This is a genomic window from Saccharospirillum impatiens DSM 12546 (genome assembly GCF_000423605.1).
Lineage (GTDB): Bacteria > Pseudomonadota > Gammaproteobacteria > Pseudomonadales > Natronospirillaceae > Saccharospirillum > Saccharospirillum impatiens.
Window position 1 is genome coordinate 48319 of sequence record NZ_AUIH01000006.1, and the last position, 16107, is coordinate 64425.

The 16107-nt window shown below is 54.7% G+C and carries 17 protein-coding genes, 2 tRNA genes and 1 pseudogene; 4 read left to right on the plus strand and 16 right to left on the minus strand.

Features of this window, described 5'->3' with window-relative positions; genetic code table 11:
- Positions 1 to 130: 130 nt before the first annotated feature.
- The 7 genes and pseudogenes from G565_RS0105820 to tolA all read right to left on the minus strand — a co-directional run.
- Positions 131 to 206 (minus strand) — tRNA-Lys (locus G565_RS0105820).
- 119 nt (positions 207 to 325) lie between these two features.
- Positions 326 to 401 (minus strand) — tRNA-Lys (locus G565_RS0105825).
- 100 nt (positions 402 to 501) lie between these two features.
- Positions 502 to 1176 carry a 7-cyano-7-deazaguanine synthase QueC gene (gene queC / locus G565_RS0105830; protein WP_028670099.1) on the minus strand — a complete coding sequence of 225 codons (675 nt, stop codon included), beginning with the start codon at positions 1174 to 1176 and terminating at the stop codon, positions 502 to 504.
- 154 nt (positions 1177 to 1330) lie between these two features.
- Positions 1331 to 1921 carry a tol-pal system protein YbgF gene (gene ybgF / locus G565_RS0105835; RefSeq protein WP_169579619.1) on the minus strand — a complete coding sequence of 197 codons (591 nt, stop codon included), beginning with the start codon at positions 1919 to 1921 and terminating at the stop codon, positions 1331 to 1333.
- A 187-nt stretch (positions 1922 to 2108) separates the two neighbouring features.
- Complete coding sequence (pal, locus tag G565_RS0105840; RefSeq protein ID WP_028670101.1) at positions 2109 to 2669, minus strand: peptidoglycan-associated lipoprotein Pal; 561 nt, start codon at positions 2667 to 2669, stop codon at positions 2109 to 2111.
- A 117-nt stretch (positions 2670 to 2786) separates the two neighbouring features.
- On the minus strand, positions 2787 to 4097 hold the full coding sequence (tolB, locus tag G565_RS0105845) for a Tol-Pal system beta propeller repeat protein TolB (protein ID WP_051207428.1): 1311 nt from the start codon (positions 4095 to 4097) through the stop codon (positions 2787 to 2789).
- A pseudogene (gene tolA, locus G565_RS26990) lies at positions 4097 to 4495 on the minus strand (cell envelope integrity protein TolA); the annotation flags it as partial. The gene tolB and the pseudogene tolA, both read right to left, overlap by 1 nt.
- Before the next feature lie 20 nt (positions 4496 to 4515).
- Between tolA and G565_RS26995 the strand changes: the two are divergent.
- Positions 4516 to 4821: a hypothetical protein gene (locus tag G565_RS26995; protein ID WP_051207432.1), complete on the plus strand. Its 306-nt coding sequence runs from the start codon at positions 4516 to 4518 to the stop codon at positions 4819 to 4821.
- Between the two features lie 131 nt (positions 4822 to 4952).
- On the opposite strand, the gene tolR is transcribed toward G565_RS26995, so the two are convergent.
- The 8 genes from tolR to aspS form a co-directional block, all read right to left on the minus strand.
- Positions 4953 to 5354 (minus strand): protein TolR, encoded by a 402-nt coding sequence (tolR, locus tag G565_RS0105855; protein ID WP_245584131.1) that lies wholly within the window; start codon positions 5352 to 5354, stop codon positions 4953 to 4955.
- Positions 5355 to 5380: 26 nt separating this feature from the next.
- Positions 5381 to 6094, minus strand: coding sequence for a protein TolQ (gene tolQ, locus G565_RS23165; RefSeq protein WP_051207435.1), 714 nt, complete (start codon positions 6092 to 6094; stop codon positions 5381 to 5383).
- Between the two features lie 134 nt (positions 6095 to 6228).
- On the minus strand, positions 6229 to 7230 hold the full coding sequence (gene ruvB, locus G565_RS0105865) for a Holliday junction branch migration DNA helicase RuvB (RefSeq protein WP_028670104.1): 1002 nt from the start codon (positions 7228 to 7230) through the stop codon (positions 6229 to 6231).
- Between the two features lie 29 nt (positions 7231 to 7259).
- Positions 7260 to 7865 (minus strand): Holliday junction branch migration protein RuvA, encoded by a 606-nt coding sequence (ruvA, locus tag G565_RS0105870; protein WP_028670105.1) that lies wholly within the window; start codon positions 7863 to 7865, stop codon positions 7260 to 7262.
- Positions 7862 to 8506 carry a trimeric intracellular cation channel family protein gene (locus tag G565_RS23170; RefSeq protein ID WP_051207437.1) on the minus strand — a complete coding sequence of 215 codons (645 nt, stop codon included), beginning with the start codon at positions 8504 to 8506 and terminating at the stop codon, positions 7862 to 7864. Before G565_RS23170 ends, ruvA begins: the two co-directional genes overlap by 4 nt.
- The gene (ruvC, locus tag G565_RS0105880) at positions 8503 to 9027 is read right to left on the minus strand and encodes a crossover junction endodeoxyribonuclease RuvC (RefSeq protein ID WP_028670106.1); all 525 of its coding nucleotides are present in this window, start codon (positions 9025 to 9027) and stop codon (positions 8503 to 8505) included. Before ruvC ends, G565_RS23170 begins: the two co-directional genes overlap by 4 nt.
- 31 nt (positions 9028 to 9058) lie before the next feature.
- Positions 9059 to 9790 carry a YebC/PmpR family DNA-binding transcriptional regulator gene (locus tag G565_RS0105885; protein WP_028670107.1) on the minus strand — a complete coding sequence of 244 codons (732 nt, stop codon included), beginning with the start codon at positions 9788 to 9790 and terminating at the stop codon, positions 9059 to 9061.
- A gap of 38 nt (positions 9791 to 9828) precedes the next feature.
- Entirely contained in the window at positions 9829 to 11601 is a 1773-nt protein-coding gene (gene aspS, locus G565_RS0105890; protein ID WP_028670108.1) for an aspartate--tRNA ligase, read from the minus strand.
- A 219-nt stretch (positions 11602 to 11820) separates the two neighbouring features.
- Between aspS and G565_RS0105895 the strand changes: the two genes are divergently transcribed.
- Positions 11821 to 12390, plus strand: a complete 570-nt coding sequence (locus G565_RS0105895) for a lytic transglycosylase domain-containing protein (protein WP_245584132.1) — start codon at positions 11821 to 11823, stop codon at positions 12388 to 12390.
- 10 nt (positions 12391 to 12400) lie between these two features.
- On the opposite strand, the gene G565_RS0105900 is transcribed toward G565_RS0105895, so the two are convergent.
- Positions 12401 to 12673, minus strand: a complete 273-nt coding sequence (locus G565_RS0105900; RefSeq protein WP_028670110.1) for an acylphosphatase — start codon at positions 12671 to 12673, stop codon at positions 12401 to 12403.
- A gap of 300 nt (positions 12674 to 12973) precedes the next feature.
- Here G565_RS0105900 and G565_RS0105905 point away from each other — a divergent pair, with 300 nt between their 5' ends.
- Entirely contained in the window at positions 12974 to 14437 is a 1464-nt protein-coding gene (locus G565_RS0105905) for a hypothetical protein (RefSeq protein ID WP_028670111.1), read from the plus strand.
- Between the two features lie 221 nt (positions 14438 to 14658).
- Positions 14659 to 16098 (plus strand): cytochrome-c oxidase, cbb3-type subunit I, encoded by a 1440-nt coding sequence (ccoN, locus tag G565_RS0105910; protein WP_028670112.1) that lies wholly within the window; start codon positions 14659 to 14661, stop codon positions 16096 to 16098.
- The last annotated feature ends 9 nt before the right edge of the window (positions 16099 to 16107 follow it).

A 16107-nucleotide genomic window follows, 5' to 3' on the forward strand; every position in this document is an offset into this window, starting at 1 on the left:
CAGGCGCAAACAACAATGCCTGACCCTACCCCAACAAGCCCGCACTGCTATTCCCCAAGGGCAAAAGAGACCATTGAGGAAAACATTCAGGTACAAAAAAAGGAGAGCCTGGGCTCTCCTTTTCGATGTTTGGTGGGTCGTGCAGGATTCGAACCTGCGACCAATTGGTTAAAAGCCAACTGCTCTACCAACTGAGCTAACGACCCTCAACTGGTTGGACTATTTTACCTAAGCCTAAAAAAAATACAAATTAAAACAACCACTTACCTTTAATTTGTCAATTTTAAAGCCTCACTTCCCCGATCAAGACAGCCCAATGAGAAAGTGGTGGGTCGTGCAGGATTCGAACCTGCGACCAATTGGTTAAAAGCCAACTGCTCTACCAACTGAGCTAACGACCCTAAGGAGGCGCATATAATATGTATTTTTCGGGTCGGCGCAACCCCGACGGCTCACTTTTTTTCTCCAAGCCTTTGATCTACAAAGACTTTGAATACGCCGTTATGAGACGTAACGGGTCGGATCGGCAACGCCAGCCTGCTCAAAACCTATTTTCCGCAAGCGGCAACTGTCGCACAAACCGCAGGCCTCACCGGCCACATTCGCCTGGTAACAACTGACCGTCATACTGTAGTCGACCCCTAGCGAGAGCCCCAAATTAACTGTTGCAGCCTTGGTGAGGTTAAGCAAAGGCGCCTGCACCGTAAGTACGTGCCCTTCAACACCCATTCGAGTCGCCAGATTGGCCAGCCGCTCAAAGGCAGAAATAAACTCGGGACGACAATCCGGATAGCCTGAATAATCCACCGCGCTGACACCGATAAACAAGGTCTGAGCTTCAAGCACTTCCGCCCATCCCAGCGCAATCGACAGAAAAACAGTGTTCCTGGCCGGTACATAGGTAGCAGGAATGCCCTCGCTCGCCGTTACGGGCACATCTATGCTGTCATCGGTAAGGGCAGAACCGCCCAATGATCGCAGGTCCATCGGGATCACCTTGTGCTCTCGCACACCCATCGACTTCGCAATACGCCGGGCAGCTTCGAGCTCCACATCATGGCGCTGCCCGTAATCGAAACTCAGGGCATAAACCTCGTAACCGTCAGCAATGGCTTTGGCTAGAACGGTGGTCGAATCCAACCCACCTGACAGCAGTACAACAGCTTTCTTGTTCAATGCTCATGCATCCTGTTAATCATAGCCCTGGCTCGGGCATCAATACCCTGCCTACCTTGCCGGGGGGCCACTGATGTGGCTCACCCTGATTTTGGCAGCAGGTTTGATAAACGAAAAGGTTCAGTAGCGGCTGGTACAGACCCGGTGCTGTTGCTCAGTTGCTCTCAAGCCGAGCCTGAGATAACTTCGCGCTCTGACTGCCCGGATAATCGCTAATAACCCGGTTGAACAACTGAGTCGCCCGGGGTCCCTGCTCCTGCTGCTGAGCGATGACACCCAACTTATAGAGCGAATCGGGAACCTTGGAGTGGCTTCCGAAGTCATCGACTACGGTCTCAAAGGCAGCCTGTGCCTGTGTCACCTCCCGACTGACCAAATGCACTTCACCCAGCCAATACCAGGCGTTGGGCGTCAGTTCATGGTTCGGATGGGCCTGGGCAAAGTCGGACAGGGCTGCAATAGCCCCCGGGAAGTCCCGGTTACGAATGAGTTCCCTCGCCGCGTTGTATTCAGCCAGAACGTCTTCATCGCTGACTGCACTTTCGCTAAGGGAAGAAGATACTTCACGCTCAGCAGGGGCCACGGCTTGCATGTCCAACTGCTGCTGCATATTCAAAAGGCGCTGATCAAGATCGACATAGCGCTCTTTTTGTTCTTGCTGAAGTATCTGAATCTGGTAGTTCAATTCTTCAACCAATCCGCGCTGCTCGGCCACTTGCTGCTCAAGGTCACGTACCTGAAACATCAGGTTTTCGACAAAAGCAGGATCAGGGCCCGGCGTCGAGGAACTCCCCCGAGAAGGCGAATTGGCAAGATGATCGGCTTGGGACTGAACAACAACAGGCTCAGCCATGACCGGTGAAACACAAACAAAAGTGCTGCCGATCACGGCAGCACTTGTCATTACCATTTTTTTAAACATGGTCTCTCGATTACGGATAGACAATCTCTACACGACGGTTTTCAGCGTAGTCACTTTCTGTGCTACCCAGCGCCAGCGGCATTTCTTCACCGTAGCTGACGGTATCGATCTGGCTAGAAGCCACGCCGCGCAACATCATGTAATCAGCGATAGCCTTTGCACGACGCTCACCCAGTGCCAGGTTGTACTCGCGAGTACCGCGCTCATCAGCATGCCCTTCCAGGACAACGCTCATATTCGGGTTCGCTGCCAGGTTCATCGCGTGCGCATTCAGCACGGTACGGAACTCTGAACGGATTGAAGACTCGTCGAAATCGAAGTAAACCAACGTCTGGTCCAGCAGGTCCATAAACTCGCTGGTTACAGCATCGGCCATTTCGTCGTCGCCAGAAGTATCCATTTCAACAGGATCCTGCTGTTCAACTTCGAGTGTCAGATCGCCCAGACCTTCGTCTGTACCGGTTTCAGTCGTTTCCGCACCGCTGGTTTCTTCAACATCGTTGGACGCACAGCCCGCCAAAAACACCGCGAACGTGATAGCAGCAACATGAATCAGTTTGGTTTTAGCCATTTTCCTTTTCCCATCTGTTGTCGATCATTATTATCAGGTGCTCAGCTAAGCACGAGGCCTATTTCGCATCTTGCCTTGCTTGATCACCTAGTTCAAGTACACCGTTATAAAGTGTGACTAGTTCAGGTAAGGAGACCATGATGGTTCAATCACGTCTCCATGAATCGAAGGCATTTCACTGGTGACCTGGCCATCCAGCGACACCCACGCCAAAACGCCTTTACCCCTGGACTTAGTAGCATAGACCAGCATTGTACCGTTGGGAGCAATGCTGGGTGACTCATCCAGGTTGGTCTCAGTCAGTATGCGGATCTCCCGGCTTGCCAGGTCCATTGCGGCAACGTGGAATCGACCGTTCATCTGATGCACAAAGACCAGATACTCGCCGTCGCTACTGTACTGAGCCTTCAGGTTTTGACTGCCTTCAAAGGTTAAGCGTTGCGCACGCTTACTGGCAAGGTCCATTTGATAAATTTGTGGACTCCCGCCCCTTTCTGAAGTGTAGACCAGTGATTTTGAGTCCGGAGAGAAGCTCGGCTCTGTATCAATGTAGTTATTTTGCGTTAATCGGGTGCTGTCACCGCTTGAGAAATCATAGAGATAGAGTTCAGGATTACCCGCTGTGCTGGACACGTATGCCAGGTATTGACCATCGGGTGAGAACGAAGGTGCTGAGGTATAGCCCCGCGGCCCATTGATTGAATTTGACCGACCGGTCGACAACTCCTGAACAAATACCTTCCAGCGATCACCGACTTTGTTGGCAAACGCTAACCGGCGGCCACTGTGTGACCAGGTCGGGGAAATAATGGGTTCACTGGAGCGGTACACGGTACGTGCACGTTGTCCATCGGCATCGGCCACCTGCAATCGGAACTCGAAATTATTGTCCGTCGTCGGCCGACGGGTCACAAAGGCAATTTTGGTCGAAAAGATACCCTTCACCCCGGTAATGCGCTCGTGGATCAAATCAGATACCGAGTGAGCCAGGTCCCTGAGCTGAACAATGCCCACAGTCTGGTTGCCCGAAACAACACGACGGCCTTCAACCACGTCATAGAGGGCAAAGTTAACCTTCACACGCTGATCGCCCATGGGCTCAATGGACCCAATGACCAGGTATTCCTGGTTGAGCAAACGCCAGTCGCGATAAAACACCGCATCTTCCGATGTTGGCTGAGTCAACATATTGCGGGGAGGTAAAGATTCAAACCGTCCGGTTCGGGAAAGGTTCTGGTCAATAATGCTGTGCACCTCTTCTGGCAGGGTTTCACGACCTTCCCAGTAGAACGGAACAATAGCGATCTTTGTCTTGGTGTCGTAGCCCCGGGTTACAACGATATCGAGGTCTTCGGCTTGCACGAGGCCCGAACAGACCATGGACACCAGGGCGAGCAGGCTGACTATCACTGAATCTTTTATTCTCACTACATCAGATCCTCTGGTTTGAAGGTAATGGTAAAGCTGCGAAAATTCTGGTTAAACGCCTGCATGTCTTCAGGCACTTCGAATCGGCGAATTCGTTGCAGGGCTCTGAGCGCCGACTGATCCAGGCTCGCAATGCCACTGCTCGACACGATAACAGGTTCCCCCTGCATTTCCCCCGTCGGCAACAGGTTAATACGCACAACCGTCTCCCTGTCGCGCAGATCCATTACCCTGATTTCCATGGGCCGCGACCAGGCTCGCTGAACCTGCTGTCCAATACGCCCTTTGTAATCGTCTGTTACAGAGGAAATCCGCTCCTCGGTAGCCCGACGCTGCTCAGCCTGCTGCTGTTGCTGTTCAATGACCGCATCTTCTTCATCCAGCCCCGCCAGCAAGTCACTGAACGCATTCTCTGTAGGTGCAGGATCTCTTCTCGGCTCTGGAACTGGCTCAGGTTGTGGAACTGGCTCAGGTTGCGGTGCTGGCTCGGGTTCCGGCTGCGGTGTTGGTGGCTCTGGCTCCGGAGCTGGCTCAGGTTCCGGTTGCGGTGCTGGTGGCTCTGGCTCCGGTTGTGGTGCTGGCTCGGGTTCCGGCTTCGGTGCTGGTGGCTCTGGCTCTGGTACTGGCTCGGGCTCCGGTGCTGGCTCTGGTTGTGGTGCTGGTTCAGGTTTGGGTTGCGCTGCTGCTTGCTGCCGGGGTTCTATTTGCAGACTTGCCTGCATAACGGGCGGCAGTTCAAACTTATCCGCAGTAGGCGACGTAAAGCTAAACCCCACAAGCAATACAAAGCCGATTAACGCATGCAGTACAACGGCCCAACTGACAGGCCCTGCCAGATCCTGCCACCGAGCTGTCTCAGCTTTCATCCGGCGCCTCGGTGATCAGCCCAACCGAGCTGATGCCCGCCTGCTGTAACGCCGACATGACTTGCATGACGGTTCCGTAGGGAACCCGATTATCACCGCGTATGTATACTTCAAGGCTTGGCTGCTGCTGCAATACCCGGAGTGCGTACTCACCTACCGCGCCAACCTGCACTGATTCAGGTGCCTCTTCTCCGCGCTCAATGAATATCTGCCCCTGATCATCGACGGCTACGATCAGGTATTCCTGCTCGTCATCCCGATCCAACGGCCCCGACACTACTTGGGGAACGTCTACTTCTACGCCCTGCATCATCATCGGTGCCGTCACCATAAAAATGATCAGCAACACCAGCATTACGTCGATATACGGCACGACGTTAATGTCAGACATCGGCTTGCGGCCTCGACGCACTGAAATCATGCTGGCACTTCTCGCTGTTTTGCTGGCTGGCTGCCCAACAAATGCGCCTGTCGATGCAGGATCGCGGAAAACTCTTCGGCGAAGGTTTCATAGTTGCCGACCAGTTTATCGGCCTGAGCCGAAAAACGGTTGTAGGCAATGACCGCAGGAATGGCCGCAAACAAGCCCATGGCTGTAGCAATCAACGCTTCGGAAATACCCGGCGCGACCGTAGCCAGTGTCACCTGGGGCACAGAGGCCAGGCCACGAAAGGAGTTCATGATGCCCCAGACAGTACCAAAAAGCCCGATATAAGGACTGGTTGAACCGACCGTCGCCAAAAAAGGCAGGTGATGGTCCAACTTCTCCATTTCCTTGCTACAAGCCACGCGCATGGCGCGCTGGCACCCGGCCATGATGGCATCGGCATCGGTCATATTCTGCTGGCGCAACCGGTTAAATTCCTTAAACCCGACGCGGAAAATATGTTCACCGCCGTTTTGCGGATCCGGATTGGCATTTACCTGGCGATACAGTTGCGCCAAATCCATACCGGACCAAAAGCGTTCCTCAAACCCGGCAAAGCGACGATAAGCCGCACGTAACACTTTGCGACGTTCAAAAATAAAGATCCAGGTCGCGACGGAAGCTGCCAGCAATGTCAACATGACCAACTGCACTAACAGCGAGGCTTCGCTGACCAATTCCCAGATTGACAATTGACTGCCCACACCCAATTCCTCTTGATAACAATGAGCGCTAGGCTAAAGAGTTTTCGGCGTAAATACTAGCAGTGTCCGAAACGGCCCAGGGGCTTTTCGAACCCTTTGCACAGGGCCCGAGCGGGGTTTGACCGAGGTTTGGATCAGCGTTGCAGGTCGAAATGAAGATAGGCTAAATCAGTGACCATTCGCCCTCTGGGTGTCCGGATCAGATACCCCTGCTGAATCAGATAAGGCTCCACGACATCTTCAATGGTATCGCGCTCCTCGCTGAGGGCGGCAGCAAGACTCTCTACGCCAACAGGGCCGCCGGAGAACTTCTCGATCAGCATCAGTAACAACCGACGATCCAGATGATCGAACCCGGCTTTATCAACGTTGAGCATATCGAGTGCCAGGTCCGCGATTTCATGGTCAACCGACCCGTTGTGTTTGACCTCAGCGTAGTCGCGAACCCGGCGTAACAGCCGATTGGCGATCCGTGGGGTACCCCGCGACCGACAAGCAATCTCAGAGGCCCCTTCATGATTGATGGTCACGCCGAGTTTACCGGCAGAGCGCTCAATAATCTGGGTCAGCTCTGAAACACTGTAAAACTCCAACCGCTCGACAATACCAAAGCGATCTCGCAATGGTGACGTCAGCAGACCAGCCCGGGTGGTTGCACCGACCAGGGTAAAGGGGGGCAAATCGAGCTTGATGCTGCGGGCAGCCGGGCCTTCACCGATCATGATGTCCAGTTGATAGTCTTCCATCGCCGGGTACAGCACTTCTTCAATATGTGGCGCCAGACGATGAATTTCATCGATGAACAGAATATCGCCGGATTCGAGATTGGTCAGCATAGCGGCCAGATCTCCCGCCTTTTCAAGCACCGGACCTGAAGTTGTCTTGATGCTGACCCCCATTTCATGAGCGATAATGTTGGCCAGGGTGGTTTTGCCCAGCCCGGGCGGGCCAAACACGAGTGTGTGGTCCAGCGGTTCCCGGCGCATCCGTGCTGCGCTGATAAAAATGTCCATTTTTTCACGCACCACCGCCTGACCGATGTACTCAGCCAGACTGGTAGGGCGTATTGCCCGGTCATACTGCTCTTCACGCGGGCTCTGGGGTTCTGGCGCTATAAAACGATCCGTTTCAATCATGATCAGCTGTCCGGTGTGGAATGGGCCCGTTACATCATGTGCTTCAGGGCAGCGCGAATAAGGGACTGGGAATCCATACCCGGCTCAACTACCCGGGCAATGGCCTTCGATGCCTGAACTGGCTTGTAGCCTAACGCTACCAGGGCGCTTTCCGCGTCTTCTTCGGGTCGCGGCTCGTCAACCTCTGCCTGCCCTACCAGAGGCATTGCCAGCAAGCGCTCAGCGCCGCCGAGATCATTGATTCGATCCCGCATTTCGATGATCAACCGCTCCGCCGTTTTCTTGCCCACACCAGGGATTTTTACCAGGGTACTCGGATCTTCATCATGAATGCACTGCACGAAGCGATCCGGCTCCATACCACTGAGAATAGCGAGCGCCAGCTTGGGCCCGACGCCACTGGTTTTGATCAGAGCCCGGAACAAACTGCGCTCCCGCTGACTGCCAAAACCGAACAACAAATGGGCGTCTTCCCGGACGGCAAGATGAGTGTGCAATACCACCGTCTGGCCGACAGGGGGTAGTTTGAACGCTGTCGACAGAGGCGCCTGAACGTCATAACCGACGCCATGCACATCGATAAGCAAGTCTGGCGCGCGGTTCTCGAGCAATACCCCTTGTAATCGCCCTATCATAAATCCCTCGGGTGGTTGTCTTTTCGATACGCTACGGTACTGAGAAAGCCCGGTAACGACAATCGCCAGTGAATGGCGGCAGACCGCACCGCCAGCACCAGAATGAACCCGGCGAGCCAGAGCCAGGATGAATCGGGCCAGACCTGGTGTCCCAGCCAAACCAACAGAGCACCGCAAAAACTGGCGGTCGCATAGATGTCTCGCCGAAAAATCAGCGGTACCTCGTTAGCCATGATGTCACGAAGAATGCCACCGAAGATGCCAGAGGCCATGCCCATCATCACCACAATTAAACCGGGCAACTCCAGAGCCAGTGCAGCCTGGGTTCCCGATACTGTGAATGCGGCCAGCCCTATGGCATCCGCATAAAGCAGCACCTTGAACGGGACAGCGAAATAGCGAGCCATAAAGAACATCAGTAGGCCGCCGCCAAAGGCCGTATAGGCCAGGGTAACGTCACCTATCCAGGCTAGCGGAGACACATTAAGCAACAGATCGCGGAGTGTGCCGCCACCAAGTGCCGACACAAAGGCAAGCACCAGAACACCAAACAGATCGAGCCGATTACGCGCCGCTTCCAGTGCGCCAGCCATAGCGAAAACGGCCACGCCAAACAGTTCAATGGCATAGAGCACGGTCATTCGAGCCAGCGCCCCCGTCGCGAGTGACGGCTGCCGGCAACGCGAATCAACCCGGCCTGGGTGTTGGCATGACACAAAGCTACAGCCAGAGCATCGGCTGCGTCTTCTTGCGGCAGTCCGGGTAGTTTAAGCAGAAACTGCACCATATGTTGAACCTGCACCTTGTCTGCCCCGCCCTTGCCAACGACCGCCTGCTTAATTTTGCGAGCGGCATATTCACTGACCGGCAGCTTTGACTGCGTTGCGGCCAGCATGGCTACGCCCCTCGCCTGCCCCAGCTTGAGGGCTGAACTGGCACTTCGCCCCATAAACACCTGCTCAATGGCGGCCTCCTGAGGTGACCACTGTTCGATCACCTCCATCAGGCAGCGATAGAGATTGTCCAGGCGCTCGGGGAAGGTGGGAAAAGATTCGAGGCGGATAACCCCGGACGTAACATACTCCTGGCGGGAACCGACCTGGCTAATGATGCCAAAGCCGGTTTTGCGAGATCCCGGGTCGATACCGATGATCAGACTCACAAACCGCCACCCGGTTCAAACTGCCACCGCTTCAAGCTTCCGCTTCTTCCGGAAATACGGCGTTGGAATAGACGGCCTGAACATCATCCAGATCTTCCAGCATGTCGATCAGGCGCTGTACTTTCTCAGCTGTATCCGGGTCCAGCTCGGCCTCCGTACTGGGGATCATCGTCACCTCCCCTTCCACGTCATAACCGGCTTCGATCAAACCTTCCTTAACAGTCAGAAAGTCTTCTGCGGTGGTGCGCACCTCGAAACTGCCGTCGTCATGGTTGACGACATCCTCAGCGCCCGCCTCCAAAGCAGCTTCAAGCACCGCTTCTTCACTGCCCTGTTCGATGAACAACTGACCGGCATTGCTGAACAGGTAGGCGACGGAACCGTCAGTGCCGAGGTTCCCGGCGCACTTGGTAAAGGCATGGCGAACTTCAGACACGGTACGATTCCGGTTATCTGACAGGCATTTGACGTAAATCGCCACACCCCCGGCGCCATAGCCCTCGTAGGTCATGGCTTCGTAATCGTCACCTTCACCGGCACCCACGCCCCGGGCAATCGCCTTGTCGATAGTGTCGCGCTTCATATTTGCCGTCAGCGCTTTATCCATCACACTGCGCAGCGCCGGATTGTCTTCCGGAGCTGCGCCGCCGTTGCGAGCGGCAACGACGAGCTCACGGATCAACTTGGTGAAAATCTTGCCACGCTTGGCATCCTGGGCCGCTTTGCGGTGCTTAATGTTGGCCCACTTACTATGACCTGCCATAAGTTACCTCGTTAATTCAGCCTCCGGCTCCCAGCCCCTCAGGACTCGGCAACCGGCTTGCGCACACGAATGTTCAACTCTTTAAGCTGCTCGTTACTGACTTCACCCGGCGCCCGGGTGAGCAAACAGGCAGCGGTTTGCGTTTTCGGGAAAGCAATGACTTCACGAATCGATTCAGCCCCGGTCATCAGCATTACCAGTCGATCCAGACCGAACGCCAGCCCCCCATGAGGCGGCGCACCAAAACGCAGGGCCGATAACAGGAACCCGAACTTCTCTTCCTGTTCTTCCGGGCTGATACCCAGCACATCAAACACAACGTGCTGCATGGCTTCGTCGTGAATACGAATCGAACCACCGCCAAGCTCGGTACCGTTCAGCACCATATCGTAAGCCCGGGACAAAGCAGCTTCCGGATTTGCCTGCAACTCCTCTGCTGAGCAGGAAGGCGAGGTGAAAGGGTGATGCAATGCGGCCAGGCGACCTTCCCCGGTCGCTTCAAACATGGGGAAATCCACAACCCACAGCGGCGCCCAGTCAGTGGTATACAGATTCAGATCTTCGCCCAGCTTACAACGCAGTGCACCCAGAGCGTCGTTGACGACTCCGGTCTTGTCAGCGCCAAAGAATATGATGTCGCCATTTTTCGCATCAAGACGCGTCATCAGCTCTTTCAATACGCTCTCGGGCATGAACTTGACGATCGGCGACTGCAGGCCGTCCGGTAGCTGGGTCACGTCATTGACCTTGATCCAGGCAAGGCCACGCGCGCCGTATATACTGACGAACTTGGTGTAATCGTCGATTTGCTTGCGGGTCAGCTCGGCACCACCGGTAACTTTCAATGCGGCAACGCGCCCCTTCGGGTCGTTGGCTGGCCCTGAAAAGACCTTAAAATCGACTTCGCTCATCAGATCGCTGACGGTCACCAGTTCCAGCGGAACTCGCAGGTCCGGTTTGTCACTGCCATAACGTTCCATGGCTTCGGCATAGGGCATCCGCGGGAAATCGCCGAGATCAACCTCGAGCACGTCATTAAACAAACCCCGAATCATGCCTTCTGTGATTGACATGATGGTCTGCTCGTCGGCAAACGCCAGTTCCATATCGATCTGAGTAAACTCCGGCTGACGGTCGGCCCGAAGATCTTCGTCACGGAAACACTTGGCGATTTGATAATACCGGTCGAATCCGGAAATCATCAGCAGTTGCTTGAACAACTGAGGGGACTGCGGCAATGCGAAGAATTCACCCGGGTGGGTGCGGCTGGGCACCAGGTAGTCGCGCGCACCCTCTGGCGTTGCACGTGTCAGAATGGGGGTCTCTATGTCCAGAAATCCCTGGTCTTCCAGATTCCGGCGAATACTGGAGGTAATCTTGCTGCGCAAAATCAGTTTTTGCTGCATCTCGGGTCGACGTAAATCCATAAAACGGTAACGCAAACGAACGTCTTCACCGACGTCCGAGTATTCGTCGAGCGGGAAAGGAGGGGTTTTGGCGACATTCAGAACCTTGATATCACGGCCGAGCAGTTCAATTTCGCCAGTGGCCATGTTTTTGTTAACGGTGCCTTCGGGACGCGCCCGCACCAGACCGGTTACTTCAATAACGTATTCACTGCGTACGCGGTCAGCGGTATTGAAACTGGCTTCGAGGTCCGGGTCGAATACAACCTGCAGAATGCCCGCTCGGTCACGCACATCCAGAAAAATCACGCCGCCGTGATCGCGACGACGGTGCACCCAGCCGCTGATGGTAACGGTTTGGTCGATTGAGGCGCTGTCCAGCTCCCCACAATATTGGCTTCGCATAAGATTTCCTGATCTGGCGGTTCAAATTCGAAAAGGGCGGCATTATACCGATTGAGCATGAGTTAGACTACCATGGCCACACCCTGAATTGAGCGCAGGACAGCAGCCGAACAAGCAACTGGCCGGTTTTTGCGATCAGAAGCACACCTGACTTGGTAAACCCGTCGGGTTTTCAGCTAAACTCTCTGCCTTAGATCCAATCCCGAACCAGGAATTACCGTGATACGACCATTGCTGTTCATTGTTACAGCCCTGATGTTTTTGGCACCAGTGCACGCAGAAGAAGCACCAGATCCGCAATTACTGGCCTCTCTGGAGACTGCTCTGGACCAGGATGGATCCTTTGACGACCGTTACGTGGGCCAGGTCTGGCTGGCCAGTATGTCGACGCCGCTGGGGCGCTGGGTAAAACCGGCCGATGAGCGTATCGACCTGCTGAGTCGCATCCATCGGGAAGCAACGGCTGCCGGGCTGGATCCCGGTCTGGTGCTGGCACTGATTCAGGTTGAGAGCAATTTCGACCAATACGCCATTTCTTCAGCCGGTGCCCGGGGTATGATGCAGATCATGCCTTTCTGGACACGGGAGATCGGGCGTGAGGACGATAATCTCTTTGATCTGGACACCAACCTTCGTTACGGCTGTACCATTCTGGCGCATTATCTTGATATCGAGGACGGCAGCCTGATTCGTGCGCTGGCGAGGTACAATGGCAGTCGGGGCCAGACCTGGTATCCGGAGCGGGTCTTGCGCTACTGGCATCAACGGTGGCGCTTCAACGCTGGCTAACATTCACGGATTACCCAAGCATGAACCCTTGCGGCGCCGGCACGTCCGGATCTACGCGCTCTACATCGACACCCAGGACCTGTGAAAAACGGGGTCCCTCATGCAGCGCGTCGAGCATGGCAGCCAGTTGCGGCTCAGTACCGACCATCATCACTTCAACCCGGCCGTCGTCCAGGTTAATGGCGTAACCCTGAATACCCAGCTCGCGCGCCTGGCGACGGCAGAACATCCGATAGCCGACGCCCTGGACCCTGCCATATACCCAGGCTTTCATACACAACATAGCGGCCAACCTTATTCTTCTGTTCGTCAAATTGACTTGTCGCGACAAAGTTTATCGGGGTTTGCACCAGCCTGTCTGTATCTCAATCCGCAAGTTGACCGGACTACCAGAATTTCCGGCCCACTAGAAACCCGACTAACAGCGATCTAAATGTGATATAAATCACATAATTGACAGAATAATGTGAACAGGTACATATTGGAACATCGATCGTGTTTTCCACCGTCTATGTTCAGTTTGGGAGATCAAGCCCAGCGGGTACTCCTCTGAGGTACCCGACAGAAAGAGGGAGACTGTTTCATGAGCTTCGCGGCCCTGCACCTAACGCTGCCGAATCAGGCACTGCACCTCAGCCAGGACACACTGGCGTTGTATCGTGATGTACTGGTCAATCAGGTCATGGATGCAGAGCATGTTGGTGCGCGCCTGGAAAAAATTGCGTCTTATCTGCACAACCTGAACCGGGTTCCCCTTCAGGGCGAAATACGCCAGGAGCTGACCGAGAACCTGATTCAGCATTACCTTATCTACATGCAACAAGCGCCTGTCATAGCTGATCGTGGTCTGTCGACGACTTTACTGGGCGAATGCAACCGGGAGCTGTCTTACGCCACTAAACTGTTGCTGCGCGATTGCACACCCCGCTCCAAGGAGGAATGGGCTCGATTCGTTTACTGGGCCATGTCAGCCTTGTCGATTCACCTGAACGATTTCTCGTCACAGTATCGCAGCCAGCCCGGGGCCCTCTGGGGTGAAATGCACCGACTGTTTCAGTTTGCCAATCAACGACGACTGACCGACTTTCAGGCGCTGACTCCTGACCGTGGCGACATTGAAACCCGCTATAAACACGCCCTGCTGCTGTCTGCAAGCCAGACGGAGCACCTCAGCCACACCGAGCGCATGATCCTCGATGCTTACCTGGGCCATTGGGCATTCCGTGCCCGGCTGAGCCACCAGGAACGAAGGGATTTTAATACCCGCTACTTCTATGTAGACACTGAGACCAACCAGGGCATTCAAACAGCCCGGCAAATAAAAGGCGCCGGTAACGACGAATCCATTCTGGTTCTCAACCCATTACCGGTGATTGAGCAGGCACGCCAGCACATGAAGAACCAGCGCCAGGGCTTATCACCCGAAAAACTGGGGCTACCGGCCGACCTCGACAGCATTGATCTGTTCATGACGCTAAAGAAAGCCATATCCGCCTGGAAACAGGTAGGTTCTCGTCGCTTCGAGCGCGATTCACTCGAACAGCAAACTCAGGCCGCGATCGGCCTGCATTCGGTTCATCAGTACTTGCGGGTCAATGGAACCCGCGAAGAGCAACTGGCTAGCATCACCACCCTGAATTCCAGTAAACAGGGCGCCTGCATTCGGCTAAGAGATGACACCGTCTCGCTGAACGTCGGGGACGTGCTCATGCATCGAGATCAGGATGACAGCCCAGACAGTGAAGGCCGGCTGGGCATTGTTCGCTGGATGCACCGCGACAGCCGGGGCCGCATCTGTGGATTAGAATATCTGACGGGCAACCTTCAACCGGTCGCTGTGCGTATCAAAGACCGTCTGTCCGAAGCCTTACTGATCAGCACCCAGGGCAACGACTCCCTCATCACTCATAAAGGGTATTGCACCAGTAACAGCTCCATTCGGCTGAAAAATTTTAGACATGGCCTCGCCCTGGAGGCCAGAGCGCAATCTTTGTTACAACGCGGAGAGACCACCGATCAGATCCGATTGAAGCGAAGCGCTGTTTGACCGACTAACGCAGGACACAGTTGGTGGCCGGAAAACTGATCATGATTCAAGCAAGCTGGACGTCCTGTTCTACACTCTCGGGAAAGAATCGCAATAAATCGACAAAACAATAACTTATGGCAATGTTATTGACCTGTGTCATTTGCAAATAGCATATCGACTCAGCATACTTTCGCCGCCTAATCCTTTTAACCCTTACACACCCTATCGGAAGCTGATCCATGAGCAACTCTACTACCGTGCCTGAGGAGCAGACGACGTACAATTATACGGTTGTGCGTCAATTCTCCATCATGACTGTTGTCTGGGGGATTGTCGGTATGCTGGTTGGCGTCATCATCGCCGCCCAGATGGCATTCCCGGAACTGAATTTCGGCCCCTACTTTCACTTTGGCCGGTTGCGTCCTTTACACACAAACGCGGTGATCTTTGCCTTCGGCGGGTCTGCGTTGTTTGCCACCTCCTACTACGTGGTTCAACGCACCACCCAGGCAAGGCTGGCGTTCGAAGGGCTGGTTAAGTTTACCTTCTGGGGTTGGCAAGCGGTCATCGTCGCAGCGGTAGTAACGCTTCCACTGGGCCTGACCTCTACCAAAGAATACGCCGAGCTGGAATGGCCTATCGACATTCTGATCGCGCTGGTCTGGCTGTCTTATCTTGCGGTATTCGTCGGCACCATCAGCCGTCGTAAAATGCCACACATATACGTCGGCAACTGGTTCTATCTGGCCTTCATCATCACAGTCGCCGTGCTGCACGTGGTCAATAGCGCGGCCATTCCGGTGTCAATGTTCAAATCCTATTCGGCTTATGCTGGCACCATGGACGCCATGGTTCAGTGGTGGTATGGCCACAATGCTGTTGGTTTCTTCCTGACGGCCGGCTTCCTGGGCATGATGTATTACTATGTACCCAAGCAGGCTGAACGCCCGATTTATTCGTACCGTTTGTCGATCGTCCACTTCTGGGCTCTGATCTCAGTGTACATGTGGGCCGGCGGCCATCACCTGCACTACTCTTCCCTGCCAGACTGGGCTCAAAACCTCGGCATGGTGATGTCGCTTATTCTGCTGGCACCGAGTTGGGGCGGCATGATCAACGGCATGATGACCATGAGCGGGGCCTGGCACAAATTACGGACCGACCCGATACTTCGCTTTCTGGTTGTCTCCCTGTCGTTTTATGGCATGGCAACCTTTGAAGGCCCGATGATGGCCATCAAAACAGTGAACGCGCTGTCTCACAATACAGACTGGACCATCGGTCACGTGCATTCCGGCGCGCTCGGCTGGGTTGCGATGATTTCCATCGGCGCGCTGTATCACACCATTCCACGGCTCTATGGCCAGACACAGATGTACAGCATTTCCCTGATTAATGCGCACTTCTGGCTGGCGACCATCGGCACAGTTCTGTACATCGCAGCCATGTGGGTCAACGGCATTGCCCAGGGCCTGATGTGGCGTGCGGTCAACACAGATGGCACCCTGATGTACAGCTTTGTGCAAGGCGTGGAAGTCAGCTGGCCGGGCTATGTCGTTCGCATGATCGGCGGCATGGTGTTCCTGACGGGCATGTTCCTGATGGCCTATAACGTCTGGATGACCATCCGGAGCGAAAATAAAACCATCGCGGCTGACACCGCCGCTCAGCCCGCTTAACGGTTAGGA